This is a genomic window from Empedobacter sp. UBA1574 (genome assembly GCF_002322895.1).
Taxonomy (GTDB): Bacteria; Bacteroidota; Bacteroidia; order Flavobacteriales; family Weeksellaceae; genus Empedobacter; species Empedobacter falsenii_B.
Genome location: NZ_DCOI01000018.1, coordinates 154,998 through 170,820, shown reverse-complemented (window position 1 = coordinate 170,820; position 15,823 = coordinate 154,998). Strand labels below are relative to the sequence as shown.

The 15,823-nt window shown below is 32.2% G+C and carries 15 protein-coding genes and 2 tRNA genes; 13 read left to right on the top strand and 4 right to left on the bottom strand.

Annotated features, from left to right (window positions below):
* Positions 1 to 12: 12 nt before the first annotated feature.
* The 5 genes from gldL (at position 13) to B3578_RS04795 (ending at position 5,113) form a co-directional block, all read left to right on the top strand.
* Positions 13 to 684 (top strand): gliding motility protein GldL, encoded by a 672-nt coding sequence (gene gldL / locus B3578_RS04815; protein WP_125349619.1) that lies wholly within the window; start codon positions 13 to 15, stop codon positions 682 to 684.
* A gap of 51 nt (positions 685 to 735) precedes the next feature.
* Positions 736 to 2,304: a GldM family protein gene (locus tag B3578_RS04810; RefSeq protein WP_219034384.1), complete on the top strand. Its 1,569-nt coding sequence runs from the start codon at positions 736 to 738 to the stop codon at positions 2,302 to 2,304.
* Between the two features lie 23 nt (positions 2,305 to 2,327).
* Positions 2,328 to 3,230, top strand: a complete 903-nt coding sequence (gene gldN, locus B3578_RS04805; RefSeq protein WP_257468103.1) for a gliding motility protein GldN — start codon at positions 2,328 to 2,330, stop codon at positions 3,228 to 3,230.
* Positions 3,231 to 3,581: 351 nt separating this feature from the next.
* The gene (locus B3578_RS04800; protein ID WP_291047147.1) at positions 3,582 to 4,640 is read left to right on the top strand and encodes an NAD(P)/FAD-dependent oxidoreductase; all 1,059 of its coding nucleotides are present in this window, start codon (positions 3,582 to 3,584) and stop codon (positions 4,638 to 4,640) included.
* A gap of 11 nt (positions 4,641 to 4,651) precedes the next feature.
* The gene (locus B3578_RS04795) at positions 4,652 to 5,113 is read left to right on the top strand and encodes a hypothetical protein (RefSeq protein ID WP_115001691.1); all 462 of its coding nucleotides are present in this window, start codon (positions 4,652 to 4,654) and stop codon (positions 5,111 to 5,113) included.
* Positions 5,114 to 5,119: 6 nt separating this feature from the next.
* Here the strand turns inward: B3578_RS04795 and B3578_RS04790 are convergent, their stop codons facing one another.
* Together B3578_RS04790 and B3578_RS04785 are read right to left on the bottom strand one after the other, a co-directional pair.
* Positions 5,120 to 5,341, bottom strand: coding sequence for a hypothetical protein (locus B3578_RS04790; protein ID WP_115001689.1), 222 nt, complete (start codon positions 5,339 to 5,341; stop codon positions 5,120 to 5,122).
* Between the two features lie 18 nt (positions 5,342 to 5,359).
* Positions 5,360 to 5,680 carry a hypothetical protein gene (locus B3578_RS04785; protein WP_115002126.1) on the bottom strand — a complete coding sequence of 107 codons (321 nt, stop codon included), beginning with the start codon at positions 5,678 to 5,680 and terminating at the stop codon, positions 5,360 to 5,362.
* A gap of 107 nt (positions 5,681 to 5,787) precedes the next feature.
* Between B3578_RS04785 and B3578_RS04780 the strand changes: the two genes are divergently transcribed.
* The 4 genes from B3578_RS04780 to B3578_RS04765 all read left to right on the top strand — a co-directional run bounded on the left by B3578_RS04780 (position 5,788) and on the right by B3578_RS04765 (position 8,608).
* Positions 5,788 to 7,704 carry an ABC-F family ATP-binding cassette domain-containing protein gene (locus B3578_RS04780; RefSeq protein ID WP_180905128.1) on the top strand — a complete coding sequence of 639 codons (1,917 nt, stop codon included), beginning with the start codon at positions 5,788 to 5,790 and terminating at the stop codon, positions 7,702 to 7,704.
* Positions 7,705 to 7,778: 74 nt separating this feature from the next.
* Positions 7,779 to 8,258, top strand: coding sequence for a DNA-deoxyinosine glycosylase (locus tag B3578_RS04775; protein WP_115001685.1), 480 nt, complete (start codon positions 7,779 to 7,781; stop codon positions 8,256 to 8,258).
* Positions 8,259 to 8,427: 169 nt separating this feature from the next.
* Positions 8,428 to 8,500 (top strand) — tRNA-Gly (locus tag B3578_RS04770).
* A gap of 24 nt (positions 8,501 to 8,524) precedes the next feature.
* A tRNA-Leu gene (locus tag B3578_RS04765) sits at positions 8,525 to 8,608 on the top strand.
* 123 nt (positions 8,609 to 8,731) lie between these two features.
* Here the strand turns inward: B3578_RS04765 and rho are convergent.
* The gene (rho, locus tag B3578_RS04760; protein ID WP_115001683.1) at positions 8,732 to 10,369 is read right to left on the bottom strand and encodes a transcription termination factor Rho; all 1,638 of its coding nucleotides are present in this window, start codon (positions 10,367 to 10,369) and stop codon (positions 8,732 to 8,734) included.
* 175 nt (positions 10,370 to 10,544) lie between these two features.
* Between rho and B3578_RS04755 the strand changes: the two genes are divergently transcribed.
* From B3578_RS04755 to B3578_RS04740, 4 genes are all read left to right on the top strand, one after another.
* Positions 10,545 to 10,958, top strand: a complete 414-nt coding sequence (locus B3578_RS04755) for a DUF4293 domain-containing protein (RefSeq protein ID WP_038332961.1) — start codon at positions 10,545 to 10,547, stop codon at positions 10,956 to 10,958.
* Between the two features lie 262 nt (positions 10,959 to 11,220).
* Positions 11,221 to 13,407, top strand: coding sequence for a glutamine synthetase III (locus tag B3578_RS04750; RefSeq protein WP_291047146.1), 2,187 nt, complete (start codon positions 11,221 to 11,223; stop codon positions 13,405 to 13,407).
* A 106-nt stretch (positions 13,408 to 13,513) separates the two neighbouring features.
* Entirely contained in the window at positions 13,514 to 14,605 is a 1,092-nt protein-coding gene (gene prfA / locus B3578_RS04745) for a peptide chain release factor 1 (RefSeq protein WP_115001678.1), read from the top strand.
* A gap of 89 nt (positions 14,606 to 14,694) precedes the next feature.
* A complete protein-coding gene (locus B3578_RS04740; RefSeq protein WP_291047145.1) occupies positions 14,695 to 15,345 on the top strand; it encodes a phosphoribosylanthranilate isomerase in 651 nt (216 codons plus the stop codon).
* Between the two features lie 49 nt (positions 15,346 to 15,394).
* Here B3578_RS04740 and B3578_RS04735 read toward each other — a convergent pair whose 3' ends face one another.
* The gene (locus B3578_RS04735) at positions 15,395 to 15,805 is read right to left on the bottom strand and encodes a hypothetical protein (protein WP_286494769.1); all 411 of its coding nucleotides are present in this window, start codon (positions 15,803 to 15,805) and stop codon (positions 15,395 to 15,397) included.
* Positions 15,806 to 15,823 lie beyond the last annotated feature (18 nt).

The following is a 15,823-nucleotide window of genomic DNA, read 5'->3' as shown; positions in this document are numbered from 1 at the left end:
AAAAGCACTCTTATGGCAGTACAAGCTTCAAAACAAGAACGTCTTACAAATTTTTTGTATAATTTCTTTGCCGCAGTAGTAATTATCGGGGCATTATGTAAAATTACGCACACGAATTTAGGACCAATATCAGCCAATTTAATCTTAACAATCGGATTAGTAGCTGAAGCATTCGTCTTCTTTTATTCAGCATTTTTCGATAAACCTCAAGGAAGCTATGAATGGGAAAAAGCTTATCCAGAATTATTAAATGGAGAACCAGTACAAAGAAAAACTGCTGCTGTTGCAACTGCAGGAAATAATTTAACTGCTGAGTTAGACAAAGTATTAGCAGATGCAAAATTAGATAAAGAAGTTTTCGAAAGATTACGTGGTTCTTTAGATAAATTTGGTTCAGCTGTTAACGAATTAAACACAACAACATCAGCTGTCGCTTCAACAGAACAATATAGCAACGAAATTGCAAAAGCATCAACTAACATCAGCCAATTAAATGCTGTATATGCTGAGCAAATTGTAAATAGCCAAAAACAAGTAGAATTAAATAAACAATTTATCGAAGAAATGCAAAAATCTTCAGGTAGTTCAGAGCAATTCTTGAAAGAAATGCAAGAGCTTTCTGCTAACATTAATGCATTAAACAAAGTATACGGAGGTATGCTTTCTGCAATGAAAAACAACTAATACATTGCTCCGATAAATTAAACTAATTATTCATTAATTCTATAAATTATTATGGCAGGAGGTGGTAGACTAACCGGACGTCAGAAGATGATTAACCTGATGTATCTCGTGTTCATTGCAATGATGGCTTTGAACGTGGATCGTGAGGTGTTGAGATCTTTCGAAACGATAAATACTTCTTTAGAGTCAACAACGACTTTAACGAAAACAAATAACGATACCTTCTATGGTCAAATTGATCTAAAAGCGAAGGATGATCCAACTTATGCAAAAACTCAAGCTGAGGCTGCAGAAGTTAAAAAGCAAACAAATGATTTTGTTGCTTATATCGATGGATTGAAAAAAGAATTAGCTGGTGCTGATTTTATTTCTGGATCAGAAGATACAGATTACAATGCATTGTCTAATACAGAGCCTGTTGTATCTTTATTCTTTAAAGGAAAAGGAGGTGACAAAGGAAATGAGAAAGCACAAGAGTTTACAAACAAAATTGATGGTTTCAGAAATTTCTTAATGACTTTTGCAAAACAAAGTCCTGATGCTAAAAATGCGGAAGCTCGTATCAACGAATTTTTTGGAACAACTCCAAAATCGAAGAAACAAAGTTGGATGCAAGAAAAATTCTATGATCAACCAATGGTTGCTTCTTTAACGAATTTATCGAAAATGCAAATGGATGCTCGTACAGAAGAAGGTAACTTAGTGAGAGCATTATTATCTGGTAAATTAGAAGAAAAAATCGAATTGGATGCTTTCCAAGGTTTATTCTTATCTCCAGGTGTTGTTAAAGTCGGAGATGAAGCTGTTCTTAATGTAGTTTTAGGAGCTTACGATAATTCAATCAAAGGTTCTGTTTCTACAAGTGTTGGTTCTGCTACTGTTGTTGATGGTAAAGCATCTATTAAGCTGAATACATCTGCAGTTGGTATGCATCAATTAACAGGTAACATTACATACGTATCGAATGGAAAAACGAAAACGGTAGCCATAGCACCTTCAACTTATCAAGTTGTTGCACAAACATTAGATAAAAAAGCTGCTGAGATTATTGAAAAAGATCCAACAGGAGGTTCTATTGTTGCAGATAATTTACGTGTAGTTTATCGTGGAGTATCTAATCCAATTTCAGCAACAATTAACGGTGCAAACGGACCTGTTAGTTTAAGTGCTTCTTCTGGAAGTCCTTCTGGAGCGGGAGCTAACAAATGGAATTATACGCCTGGAGGAGGAAACGAAGTGGTGTTTACGGCATCTGCAAGAGCAAGTTCTGGTAAAACATTATCAGTTCGTGAAACATTCCGTATCAAACCAGTTCCACCAGCACGTGGTGTTATTTTAGGAAATACAAGTCCAGCTATTCCAGATAATGGAATTGCAGCGCAAACAATTCGTGTAGATTGGCCAGATTTCTTATTCCCAATTTCAGGTGAAGTAACATCTTTCAATGTTAAAGTTCCTGGTCAGGCAACGGCTCGTGTTTCTGGAAATAAAATGTCAGGAGCAGCTGGAGTTATTTCGAAAGCGAAAAAAGGTGATATTATTGGTGTTTTCGATATTAAATATCGTACAAATTCAGGAGCAACTGGAGAAGCATCATCTATCGCAATTCAAGTACAATAATTTAAAAAGTAAAAATTTAAAATATGAAGTATCTTTTGTTTGGTTTAATGAGTTTTTTCTCAACTCTTACAATGGCGCAAAATGTTCTTAACGCTGTTTCGCCAGAACAGTTAAGAAAAGACCGCGAAAATAAAACAAGAGTTGATGAAGCTGGAGATACAGTAAGTACGGCTCAAGATCCTATGAAATATGGTTTTATCGAAGATAAAGATGTTTTATGGTCGAAAGTTGTATGGGAAGTAATTGATTTGAATGAGCGTCTAAATCAACCTTATTATAGATCTGGTGATGAGTTAGTGCAAAATTCTAAATCATTATACGATGTATTGGTTGACGGAGTTCGTAGCAAAAAGATTAGAGAAGTTTACGATGATGAGTACTTTCAAACTAAAATGAGTTATGAGCAAATTATGGCTCGTAATGAGAAGAAAGATACACAGCAGTATTACTACGATATGAAAGCTGCTGGAGAAACTCCTGACGAAGCTGCTATTTTTAATTATAAAATTAAATCTGACGATATCAAAATGGTAAAAACGAAAGGTCTTTGGTATATCGACCGTCGTTTAGGAGAATTAAAATATCGTTTGTTAGGTTTAGCAATTATGGGGCCTGATGCGCAATCGTTAGGAACAGAATTTGCTGACGGAGCTTACGTAGATTTATTTTGGATTTGGTATCCTGATGCTCGTAATGTTTTGGTGAATGCAACAGTATTTAATCCAAGTAATTCAAATTCGGCAATTACATACGATGAGATGTTAAATGCACGCAGATTTAGTTCTGTTATTTATAAAGCTCAAACAATGTATGGAACGAAAATGATTGATGATTACATTCCAAATGATGCGAAAGGTCAATTAGAAGAACATCATAAAATTAGAAATTCTATTATTCAGTCAGAAGCTGATATGTGGAATTACTAATCAGAATACAATAAAAAAACTCCAATCATTTGATTGGAGTTTTTTTTATTTAAATTAGGTCGATTAAAAACATAATGATGAAAAGTATTATTTTACTACAACACTATTTGTTTCAATTAATAGTTTTGGACAAGCAAAAACTCTTTCTAATTCTATTAAAAAATCAACAACTAAATTAGACGAAAGCGAAAAAAGAATCACCTTAAGAGACTTTGTAGAGAATATCTATATTAATGCTCTAAATACTTTTGAAGGAGAAAAAATAGTTTAATTTTTCTACAATGTTTTTTTTCAGAATTTAGTTAATCCTTAAAATCTAAAATAGATACCTTTGTAAGCAAATTTTAGAAATTGAAAAAAGTAGAATATATCATCGTTGGTCAAGGTGTTGCAGGGAGTTGTATGGCGATGAAATTGTTGCAGGAAAAGAAATCTTTTGTGGTGATTGATAATCATTTTCACAAAGCATCGGCGATTGCTGCTGGAATTTTTAATCCTGTTGTGCTAAAACGTATTTCAATTGTTTGGAATGCGACAAAACAAATTGAAAGATTGCGCGAAGTTTTTGGTGATTTCGAACAATTATTAAACAAAAAATATATCTACAATTTTCCAGTTTATAGAATTTTTAATGACGAACAAGAGAAAAAAACGTGGTTGAAAAAAGCGACAACTCATCCAGATTTGATTGATTATTTAGCAACTGATACAGAACAATTGAATGATTTTTCTTCAATAAATTCTCCGATAGGTTCTGGCGAAGTTTTGCATACAGGCCGTGTTGATTTGACAAATCTTTTGGCTGATTTTAAAAATTATTTAGTCAAAAATGATTTGTTTCTTGATGAAACTTTTGATTTTAATGAATTAAAATTAGAGGATAATCAAACGAGCTATAAAAAAATCGAAGCAACTAAAATAATTTTTGCCGAAGGTTATAATATTTTGAACAATCCTTATTTCAAAAATTTACCTATAATTGGTGTAAAAGGCGAAGTGTTGAGAATTAAAACAGAAGCTAATTTACCTGAAGCAGTTGTGAAAGGAAAAGAATTTTTGATGCCTTTAGAAAATAATCAATATTTTGTAGGCGCAACTTACGATCGTGATCATGTGAATTATGAAAATACTGAGGATGCAAAACAATATTTGGTTGAAGGTGTTCAGAATTTTTTTAAAGATGATTTTGAAGTTGTGGAACAACATGCGTCAATTCGTCCAACGGTTGTGGATCGTCGTCCAATTATAGGAGCGCATCCAACGCATCAACAATTGATTTGTCTAAATGGAATGGGAACGCGTGGGACAATGTTAGCGCCTGTGATGGTGGATGATTTGTACGATTTTTTAGAAAATAATCAACTAATTGACAAAGAAGCGAACATTGCACGTTTCTATGATCGATTTTAAACCTATTTTGAATGAAAAAATTTGACATAAAAATATTTGCAATTCAACTTGTAGCAAGCGTTTTGTTATTTTTAGGAATTCAACAATTTTACGTCTTGGCTGAATTAGATTTGATTGAATTAATTCATTCAATGGGAAAAGATAATTTTGCCTTTTTGGTTAGAAAAAGTGACGAATTCGGAATCAGCGAAAAACTGAAACATTTAGCTACAATGAAAACAATTTTGAGTTTTGTAGGTATTGTTTTGGCGTATATTTTATGTTCAGTAATTAATCATAAACGCAATTACGATTGGAAAATGTCTGTAATTATAGTAGTATTGTGTTTTTTAGTTTTTCAATTCAGATTAATGAACCTTCCAATTAATTTTATTGCAACCAAAAATCTCGCATTGGCTTATTTTGTGCCAGCAACTTTTTCGATTTTAATCAGTTTTGTATTGTATTTTTTGAGTTATCGTTTAAAACCTTAAAAAAAATCAATGCAAAATTCTACAATTAGCATTAATATTTTTAGCTTCTTTTATAAAAGTTAAAGCTAATTGTTCATCGTTAACATCAATTGTTATTGAATGTCCATCTAATAATTTGTCAACATTACTTTTAGCAACTTTTAATGATATTTTTAGTAAGTCAATTTGTAGATGTGTTAAAGTGACTTTTTGAAATCCTTCATTCCAGCCATCAAATATTATCTTCATAAGTGATTTTAAATATTGTTAAAAATAGAAATGAATACTTGTTTTAAGTTCTAATGCTTTATGAAATATATTAATAATATTTTCACATTCAGGATATGTTTTCTTCAATTGATTATAAGTGTTTTCAATTAAAACTAAATTATTAATTTTTTCGTCTTCATAATCGTCAATTATTGAATTACAAGTTTGATTAATTAAATCAAAAACACCTTTCTTCCATAAAATATTAAATTCTGATTCATTTAACCTAATTTCGATTAATTCGTTTGGAGAAGCTGTATCATAATCTAATTTTAATTCAGCTTCTTTATTAATAGGAACAATAATAATTTTACTCATAATCATTAATTGAAAGGTGATTGTTATTTTTAAAACACTTTCACAATATACTACTTATAGTTTTGAGATAAGTTTTCATCTAACAAAAAACATTGTATTTTTGCAAAATGTTATTAGTACAAAATTTAGGAGTTTATTTTGCGGGTAGATATTTATTCGAAAACGTTTCGTTCCGCATCAACAAAGGAAACCGTGTTGGTTTGGTAGGGAAAAATGGAGCAGGAAAATCTACTTTGCTTAAAATTTTAGCCAAAAGTCAGCAATCTTCAGAAGGTGAAGTTGTTTACGAAGGCGACGTTACAATCGGATATTTATCGCAAGATATTGATTTTGTACAAGGAAGAACGGTTTGGCAAGAAGCGGATTCTGCTTTTGAGCAATTGGTTGAAATTCAAGAACGTATTGATTTTGTAAACAAAGAATTAGCTGAAAGAACAGATTACGAATCGGACGAATATGGAAAATTAATTGAAGATATTTCTCATTTAACAGAACGTTTCGGACTTTTAGGTGGTTACACAAAAGATGCTGAAATCGAACAAATTTTAATTGGTTTAGGATTCAAAAATTCAGATTTTCATCGCCCAACAGAAGAATTTTCTGGAGGTTGGAGAATGCGAATTGAATTGGCAAAACTATTGTTGCAAAAACATGATGTAATGCTTTTAGATGAGCCTACCAACCATTTGGATATCGATTCGATTGTTTGGTTAGAAGATTTCTTGAAAGATTATCCTGGAGCTGTTGTGTTGGTTTCGCACGACCGTCAATTTTTGGATAACGTAACTAATCGTACAATCGAAATTGCAAATCGCCACATTTCTGATTTTAAAGCGAATTATACGCGTTATTTAGAATTGCGTGAAGATCGTCGCGAAAAATTAGAGCAAGCACAGAAGAATCAAGAGCAAATGATTAAGCACACGGAAGATTTAATTTCAAAATTCCGTGCAAAAGCTAATAAAGCTTCGATGGCGCAATCATTAATCAAAAAATTAGATAAAATAGAACGCATCGAAATTGAAAATGATGATGTAACGAAAATGAATATCCGTTTTGTGGATGCTGTTCAGCCAGGTAAAATTATTTTCGAGTTAGATGATGTAGGTGTTGCTTTTGGTGATCATCAAGTTTTTGATCATGTTTCTTTTTATGTTAATCGAGGAGAAAAAGTAGCTTTTGTTGGTCAAAATGGTCAAGGAAAAACGACTTTATCGCGTGCGATTATCAACGAACAAGAGCATTCAGGCAAAATAAAACATGGACATAATGTAGAAATCGGATATTTTGCCCAAAATCAAGCACATGTTTTGAATGATAAATTAACGGTTTTAGAAGAAGCAGAAAATTCTGCAACAGAAGAAACACGTAAACATGTTCGCGATTATTTAGGTGCATTTATGTTTGGTGGTGATGCTGTTGAGAAAAAAGTTTCGGTTCTTTCGGGAGGTGAGCGAAATCGTTTGGCGTTGTGTAAATTATTGTTACGTCCATTCAATGTATTAATCATGGATGAGCCAACGAACCACTTGGATATTGTATCAAAAGAATTGTTGAAAAAAGCTTTACAAAAATATTCTGGAACTTTGATTTTAGTATCTCATGACCGTGAATTTTTAGAAGGTTTAGTAGATAAAGTGTTCGATTTCCGTAATGGTCAAGTGAAAGAATATCTTTCTGGAATTGATGATTATTTGGCGCAAATAAAAGCGGGAAGTTTCCGTGAAGTGGAGAAAGGAAATAGTTTGGCTGCACGAAAAGAAGAGAAACCGATTGAGGTTAAAATAGAACAAGCGAAAAGAGTTTTATCTTTTGAGGAAGAGAAAGAGCAAAAACGTCTTAAAAATAGATTGTCAAGAATAGAAACGGAGATTTCTGATTTAGAGACGAAGATTGCCGATTTAGAAAATAAGTTGCATGCAGGTTCGCAAACGCAACAAGAATTAGATAAATACTCGAATCTGAAAAATGATTTAGACAAAAAAATGTTAGAGTGGGAGGAGGTTTCTGAACAAATTATCTAATGATAGAAATAGAAAAAAAAGTGCTACAAACTGTAGCACTTTTTTTGTACATTATATTTTTAGAATAAAACAAAATGCATAAACAATCATTTGCTGCAATTATATCAGAACTACCAAAAACATTAATTCTTGGCTCTTTACCTGGTGATTTATCGTTAGAAGTCAATCAATATTATGGACATCCGCGTAATCGATTTTGGAAAATGATGTTTGAGATTTTTGAGACAGAATTTTCAGAAGATTATGAAATAAGAAAACAACTTATTTTACAGAATAAGTTTGCGCTTTGGGATGTTGCACATTCTGCTGACAGAAAGGGAAGCATGGATGTGGATATGAAAAATGTTTTGCCAAATCAGATTGATGAATTGTTGAATGAATATCCTACAATTGATAAAATAATTTTCAATGGAAAGAAATCAGAACAATTATTTTGGAAATATTTTGATGAAAAAACATCTATTGAGTATATTTCTTTGCCAAGTACAAGTCCAGCTAATGCTCAATTTTCTTACGAACGATTGCTTAAAATCTGGAAAAATGCAATTATTTAAGATGAATTTTTAATGTTCAAAATAATTTAATCAAAAAAAAGTAAAATTATTTTAGTACTTAAAAATATTATGATGAGAAACTTAGCTTTTAATGTAAAATAATTATGAAAAAAATGTTTCCTAAAAGTTTTGTAATTAAAAAAGCTGTTCTATATTTGCACTCACAATCGCGGGAATAGCTCAATTGGTAGAGCGTCAGCCTTCCAAGCTGAATGTTGCGGGTTCGAGTCCCGTTTCCCGCTCTAACTTCTTTCTTAGAAGTGGATGCCTTGGTGGTGGAATTGGTAGACACGCAGGACTTAAAATCCTGTGTCCATTAGGACGTGCGGGTTCAAGTCCCGCCTGAGGTACAACAAAGCTCAAGAATTTATTTTCTTGAGCTTTTTTTGTTATATATTTTTTTCATAAAATAGATTTAAAAAAAACCACCTAAACAACTTTAGATGGTTTTTAAAATTATAAGTTGTAATAAATTACTTATTCATTGAGATTAAAAACTCTTCGTTAGAGCGTGTATGTTTGATACGATCGTGTAAGAATTCCATCGCTTCTACAGGATTCATATCCGATAAATGGTTGCGAAGAACCCACATTAATTGTTGTGTTTTGTCGTCTAATAACAAATCGTCTTTACGCGTAGAAGAACTTACTAAGTCAATTGCAGGGAAAATACGTTTGTTCGAAATCTTACGATCCAATTGTAACTCCATATTACCTGTTCCTTTAAATTCTTCGAAAATAACTTCATCCATTTTAGAACCTGTATCAATCAATGCAGTTGCAATAATTGTTAAAGAACCTCCATTTTCGATGTTACGAGCAGCTCCAAAGAAACGTTTTGGTTTGTGTAATGCATTTGCATCAACACCACCCGATAACACTTTACCAGAAGCTGGCGAAACTGTATTGTAAGCACGAGCCAAACGCGTAATAGAATCTAAAAGAATCACAACATCGTGTCCACATTCTACCATACGTTTTGCCTTCTCTAAAACGATATTTGCAACTTTTACATGGCGATTTGCTTCCTCATCAAACGTAGATGCAATAACCTCTCCGTTTACCGAACGTTTCATATCTGTTACCTCTTCCGGACGCTCATCGATTAATAAAACAATCAAATAAACTTCTGGATGATTTTGCGCAATTCCATTCGCAATATCTTTCAATAACGTTGTTTTACCCGTTTTTGGTGGCGCCACAATCATCCCACGTTGACCTTTACCTATTGGTGTAAATAAGTCAATTACGCGATTTGATAAAGATTTAGAATTACTTAAATTGAATTTCTCGTTAGGGAAAAGTGGAGTTAAATGCTCAAAAGCGATACGATCACGTACATAATCTGGCGTACGACCGTTGATTTCTTTAATTTTGATTAAAGGAAAATATTTTTCACCTTCTTTTGGAGGACGAACCTCTCCTGTAATTGTATCTCCCGTTTTTAATCCAAATAATCTAATTTGAGATTGAGAAACATACACATCATCAGGCGAAGACAAATAATTAAAATCAGAAGAACGTAAAAAACCATAATTATTATCTGGTAAAATCTCTAAAACACCTTCAGTTTCAATAATTCCGTCAAATTCATAATTCGCAGCGCGATATTTATTTTTTTGATTTTGATTATTGTGGTGATTATTTTGTTGAGATTGATCGTTTTGATTACGATTATCAGATTGATTATTTTTCTTCTGATTATTTTGATTATTCTTTTTCAGATCTTGGCTTTTGTTCGCTCGTTCCTGAAATTTATTAACGCGAGGATTATTTTCTTCCTTTTTTTCTGTTTCGGTAGAAGTATTTTCAACTTTTTCAGTTTTTACTTCTTCTGCAACAGCCTCTTTTTGTTGAACTTCTCCTTCCGAATTTTGAACTCGTTTGCGTTTCGGTTTCTTATCTTCTGTAGGTAGATTTTCAGCTTTATCTTTTTTAGCAGGTTTTGTTTCAGCTTTTTCTTCAACCTTTGGTTGGCTGTTGATAAAACCTAAAACTGCGTCTAACAATTCGCCTTTTTTTAATTTCTTATACCCATCGATTTTCAGTTGCTCTGCAACTTGTTGTAAATCTGGTAATTTGAATGATTTTAATTCTTCGATATCAAACATAATCCTATAATGAAGGTATTAATGTGTTTATATTTTTTTTATTCAATAAAGTAATTGGGAATCATAACAATAGAATTGTTATAAAGCGTATAAATTTGAGATTTATTAATGCAATAGTACGAATAATTATAAAAACTCAAAAAGTTTTTTTACATTTGTATTCGAAATTTAAGAAATGATTCAAAGAAAGCAAAGTATATATTTATTCTTAAGTGGAATAATTTCGAGTATATTCGCCATGAATTTTGATAAGCTGTTTGATATTCCATTAAATTGGTTACAAAATCCGGAGAAAGGAGATTACATTTTTTCGTTAGCCTTTTTCTCATCAGCTTTAATTTCATTTTTAACCATTATGTTTTTCAAAAAACGTAAGTTACAGATTAGCTTAGGATGGTTAAACATTATTTTGAATGTTTTATTAATTGGTTCTTTTGTATATTGTCTATTAACATTACCTGGAGAAGGAAATTCTGAGAAAGGTATTTGGGCATTAGTTCCTTTAGCTTCGATTGTGCTTCTGTCAATTGCCAATCGTTTGATTAAGAAGGATGATGATCTTGTAAAATCAGTAGACCGTTTCAGATAGACCAAAAACTTTTTATATTATGAGTGTCTAAAAGCAGTTTCAAGCAATTGAAACTGCTTTTTTCGTTTAAATAAGTTTATTCGAATGTTAAATAAAAATTAATTTTACACTGATGTTTTGAAAATCTAAACTAAAATAAAGGGGTATTGAATTTATTTGTAATGAAATTATAATTTAACCCCTAAAAAAATAGGGGTGTTTTTATTTTATGTTTAATTTTTATTTATTTTTGCATCATAAAACAACACAAAGTAATTTTCTTATGACATCATTTCGTTTTGAAGCACTAAAAGCCGCAAGCAATCGCAAACCGGTAGCTGTTCCTGAATTAGGGAAAAAATCAGAAATTTTTGGAAGCAATGTTTTCAATGACAAAGCAATGCGTCAACATTTAACTTCAGAAGCTTATAAAGCCGTTCGTTCTGCAATGGATTATGGTACTAAAATCGACCGTAAAATGGCAGATTTTGTTGCTTTAGGAATGAAAGAATGGGCGATGAGCAAAGGTGTAACACATTATACACACTGGTTTCAGCCATTAACAGGAACAACAGCAGAAAAACATGATGCTTTTTTCGAAACTTCATTTGATGGAGCAGATCCTGTAGAAAAATTTAGTGGATCATTATTAGTTCAACAAGAGCCAGATGCATCTTCTTTTCCAAATGGAGGAATTCGTAATACATTCGAAGCACGTGGATATACAGCTTGGGATCCAACCTCACCAGCATTTATTTTTGGAACAACTTTATGCATTCCGACAGTATTTGTTTCGTACACAGGAGAAGCTCTAGATAATAAAACACCTTTGTTAAGAGCGCTTTTATCAATTGATGAAGCAGCTACAGAAGTAGCGAAGTTCTTCGATAAAAATGTGAAGAAAGTAACTCCGACTTTAGGTTGGGAACAAGAATATTTTTTAATTGATGATGCTTTAGCGGCTTCTCGTCCAGATATTTTACAAACTGGTAGAACGTTGTTAGGACATGTTTCTGCAAAAGGTCAACAATTAGAAGATCATTATTTTGGTTCGATTCCTACGCGTGTTTTAAATTATATGCGCGATTTAGAAAACGAATGTATGTTGTTGGGAATTCCTGTAAAAACTCGTCACAACGAAGTAGCACCTAATCAATTTGAGTTAGCGCCAATTTTCGAGGAAACGAATTTAGCAGTTGACCACAACTCATTGTTAATGGATGTGATGCAAAAAGTTGGTGAGCGTCATCATTTTAAAGTATTATTCCACGAAAAACCATTCAAAGGAGTTAACGGATCTGGAAAACACAATAACTGGTCGTTAGCAACAGATACTGGAGTTAATTTATTAGCGCCAGGAAAAACACCAAACAGCAATTTACAGTTTTTAACGTTCTTTATTAATACCATCAAAGCAGTTTCAATTTATGAGGAATTGTTACGTGCTTCTATCGCTTCTGCTTCTAATGACCACCGTTTAGGAGCGAATGAAGCGCCACCAGCAATTATTTCGATCTTTATTGGTCAACAATTGACAAAAGTATTGGAAGAATTAGAAGGTGTTTCGACAGGGAAATTATCTCCTGAAGAAAAAACTGATTTAAAATTAAACGTTGTTGGAAAAATTCCAGATGTTTTATTAGACAATACAGATAGAAACAGAACTTCTCCATTTGCTTTTACAGGAAATAAATTCGAGTTCCGTGCTGTAGGATCGACTGCAAACTGTGCAAATGCAATGACAACGTTGAATGCAATTGTAGCAAAACAATTGATCGATTTCAAAAAAGAAGTTGATGCGTTGATTGAAACAGGTTTGAAAAAAGATGAAGCAATTTTCAATGTTTTACGTGAATATATTAAAGAAACAAAGAATATATTATTCGAAGGTGACGGATACAGCAAAGAATGGGAAGAAGAAGCGGCTCGTAGAGGATTGTCAAATCACAAAACAACTCCATCTGCTTTAAAAGCAAAAGTTTCTCAAAAATCATTGGATTTATTCTCGGAACTTAATGTAATGAACAACACAGAAGTTGAAGCGCGTTACGAAATCGAATTAGAAGATTACATCAAGAAAATTCAGATTGAAGGTCGTGTTTTAGGTGATATTGTGAGAAATCATATTATTCCGACAGCTTTCAAATATCAAAACATATTGATCAAAAACATTAAAGGATTCAAAGATATTTTTGGAGATGATTATGAAGAATATGCAGGCGAGCAATTAATTATTTTGAAGAAAATTTCGATGCATGTAAACGAATTAAACGCAAAATTGCACTTAATGATGGATGCACGTAAAGAAGCAAATGTGGTTGAATCTTTAGAAGAAAGAGCACATGCTTATTGTAACAAAGTAAAACCATATTATGATGAAATTCGTTACCATGCTGATAAGTTAGAATTAATGGTCGATAACGAATTCTGGGTTTTAACAAAATACAGAGAATTATTATTTACGAGATAATATTTTTAACAATAAATTACAAAACCGATGAGAAATCATCGGTTTTTTTTATTCAAATTTTCTGAATCCCTTGAGTTATTGTATCTTTGCAATCCAATAAAAGTATATGGCAGATTTAGGTCTATTAGATAAATTAAGAGCAATCAAACAACGTTTCGATGAGGTGGCAGATTTAATCATCCAACCAGATATCGTAACAGATCAAACTCGTTATGCGAAATTAAACAAAGAATATTCTGATTTGAAAGACTTTGTTGAAATGCAAAAACAATACGAAAACTTAATCAATGTAATTGAGGAAGCAGACGAAATTATTCAAGATGGTTCTGATGCTGAAATGGTTGAGTTAGCTAAAATAGAAAAAGACGAAGCAATCAATGCGATTCCACCTTTAGAGGAAGAAATCAAAATGATGTTGATTCCAAAAGATCCAGAAGATGAGAAAAACATCATTGTCGAGTTACGTTCTGGAACAGGAGGAGATGAGGCAGCGATTTTCGTAGAAGATATTTACCGTATGTATTCGATGTATTTCAAAGAAAAAGGATGGAAACACGAAGTATTAAATACTTCTGAAGCATCTGGAAAAGGATACAAAGAGTTGGTAATGCAAGTAGAAGGAAATGCAGTGTACGGAACAATGAAATACGAATCAGGTGTTCACCGTGTACAACGTGTTCCTGAAACAGAATCGCAAGGACGTGTGCATACATCGGCGATTACGGTTGCGGTTTTACCAGAAGCAGAGGAGGTTGATGTAGTGATTAATCCAGCAGATTTGGAGTATCAAACAGCTCGTTCATCTGGTGCGGGAGGACAAAATGTAAATAAAGTTGAAACGAAAGTTCAATTAACGCACAAACCTTCTGGAATTGTAATTGTTTGTCAAGAAGCGCGTTCTCAACATAAGAACCGTGAAAAAGCCTTACAATTATTACGTACAAAATTGTATGAAATCGAGTTCGAGAAAAAACATTCAGAACGTTCTGCTCAACGTAAATCATTAGTTTCGACTGGTGACCGTTCTGCTAAAATTCGTACATACAACTATCCGCAAGGACGTGTAACAGATCACCGTATCAACAAATCAATTTATAATTTGGATAACTTTATGAATGGAGATATTCAAGAAATGATTGATGCATTGAAAATGGCAGAAAATGCAGAAAAATTAAAAGGTTCGGAAGAAGATTTCTAAAATCAATTCTAAATCTTAGACCATACAAAACACTTCAAGAAATTGAGGTGTTTTTTTATATATTTATAGTATTAAGAATAAAACAAATGATGAAAACAAGAGTTAAAATTTGTTGTATTAGTAGCAAAGAAGAAGCACAACAAGCGATAAAATATGGAGCGAGTGGATTAGGTTTAGTTGGTAATATGCCAAGCGGACCAGGTATTATTGGTGATGATTTAATCAAAGATATTACACAAATTATCCCGCCAACATTAGCTTCGTTTTTATTAACAAGTGAAACAACAGCAGAAACAATTATTCAACATTATAAAAAAGTTTATACGAATACAATTCAGTTAGTTGATGAGCTGAAAAACGAAGAATATCAAATTTTGAGAAACGAATTACCTTGGGTAAAATTGGTACAAGTGATTCATGTAATTGATGAAAATTCGGTAACTGAAGCGATAGAGAAATCTCAGTTTGTAGATGCTATTTTATTAGATAGCGGAAATCCTAACTTACAAGTAAAAGAACTGGGAGGGACAGGGCGCACGCACAATTGGGCGATTAGCAAAAAAATTAGAGAAGAAATTAACATTCCTCTATTTTTGGCTGGCGGTCTTCATCCTGATAATATTCGTGAAGCGATTGATGTTGTTCAGCCTTTTGGCGTAGATATTTGTAGCGGTGTAAGAACTGATGGAAAATTAGACGAAAAGAAATTAGACGCTTTTTTTAGAGCGGTTAATGGTTAGAAAAATAAAATCCTTGTCAAAGTTTTGAATCTTGACAAGGATTTTTTTTCTAATTTTCTTTGTCGCTTGAGTCTAAAAGGAATTTGTAAACCGTTTTATCTCCATTACTAGTTATTCTTATAATATTGATAGTATCTTTTCTTTTTTTACTATGGAATTTAATATCTCCAATTCTCAAATTGTAAAATCTCATTGAATCGGATAAATCATTATGATTTAATAATTTTCTTTCATTTAATTTTTTTAAGCTCGATGATTGAATATAAATTGAATCATTTGGATTTACATTTCCTATTTTAATCTGTTTGATTAAGTACGTACAAAATACATTTAATTTTAAATCATTTTTGTCAGAAATTTCTTTATATGAGTGAGAATGTGGAGCTCCTGTAATTGCTAAAAAGCAAGAGTTTAAAGTTAAAATAATTAAAATAAAGAAAAGAAAATTGAATATTTTCATATTAGAATACTGTTTAGT

Bases quoted from the DNA above. Each gene is read 5' to 3' on its own strand.
- gldN (WP_257468103.1), top strand. From the start codon at position 2,328: ATGAAGTATCTTTTGTTTGGTTTAATGAGTTTTTTCTCAACTCTTACA.
- B3578_RS04735 (WP_286494769.1), bottom strand. From the start codon at position 15,805: ATGAAAATATTCAATTTTCTTTTCTTTATTTTAATTATTTTAACTTTA.
- B3578_RS04790 (WP_115001689.1), bottom strand. From the start codon at position 5,341: ATGAAGATAATATTTGATGGCTGGAATGAAGGATTTCAAAAAGTCACT.
- B3578_RS04775 (WP_115001685.1), top strand. From the start codon at position 7,779: ATGCATAAACAATCATTTGCTGCAATTATATCAGAACTACCAAAAACA.
- prfA (WP_115001678.1), top strand. From the start codon at position 13,514: ATGGCAGATTTAGGTCTATTAGATAAATTAAGAGCAATCAAACAACGT.
- B3578_RS04785 (WP_115002126.1), bottom strand. From the start codon at position 5,680: ATGAGTAAAATTATTATTGTTCCTATTAATAAAGAAGCTGAATTAAAA.
- B3578_RS04795 (WP_115001691.1), top strand. From the start codon at position 4,652: ATGAAAAAATTTGACATAAAAATATTTGCAATTCAACTTGTAGCAAGC.
- B3578_RS04780 (WP_180905128.1), top strand. From the start codon at position 5,788: ATGTTATTAGTACAAAATTTAGGAGTTTATTTTGCGGGTAGATATTTA.
- B3578_RS04755 (WP_038332961.1), top strand. From the start codon at position 10,545: ATGATTCAAAGAAAGCAAAGTATATATTTATTCTTAAGTGGAATAATT.
- gldL (WP_125349619.1), top strand. From the start codon at position 13: ATGGCAGTACAAGCTTCAAAACAAGAACGTCTTACAAATTTTTTGTAT.
- B3578_RS04810 (WP_219034384.1), top strand. From the start codon at position 736: ATGGCAGGAGGTGGTAGACTAACCGGACGTCAGAAGATGATTAACCTG.
- B3578_RS04740 (WP_291047145.1), top strand. From the start codon at position 14,695: ATGAAAACAAGAGTTAAAATTTGTTGTATTAGTAGCAAAGAAGAAGCA.
- rho (WP_115001683.1), bottom strand. From the start codon at position 10,369: ATGTTTGATATCGAAGAATTAAAATCATTCAAATTACCAGATTTACAA.
- B3578_RS04750 (WP_291047146.1), top strand. From the start codon at position 11,221: ATGACATCATTTCGTTTTGAAGCACTAAAAGCCGCAAGCAATCGCAAA.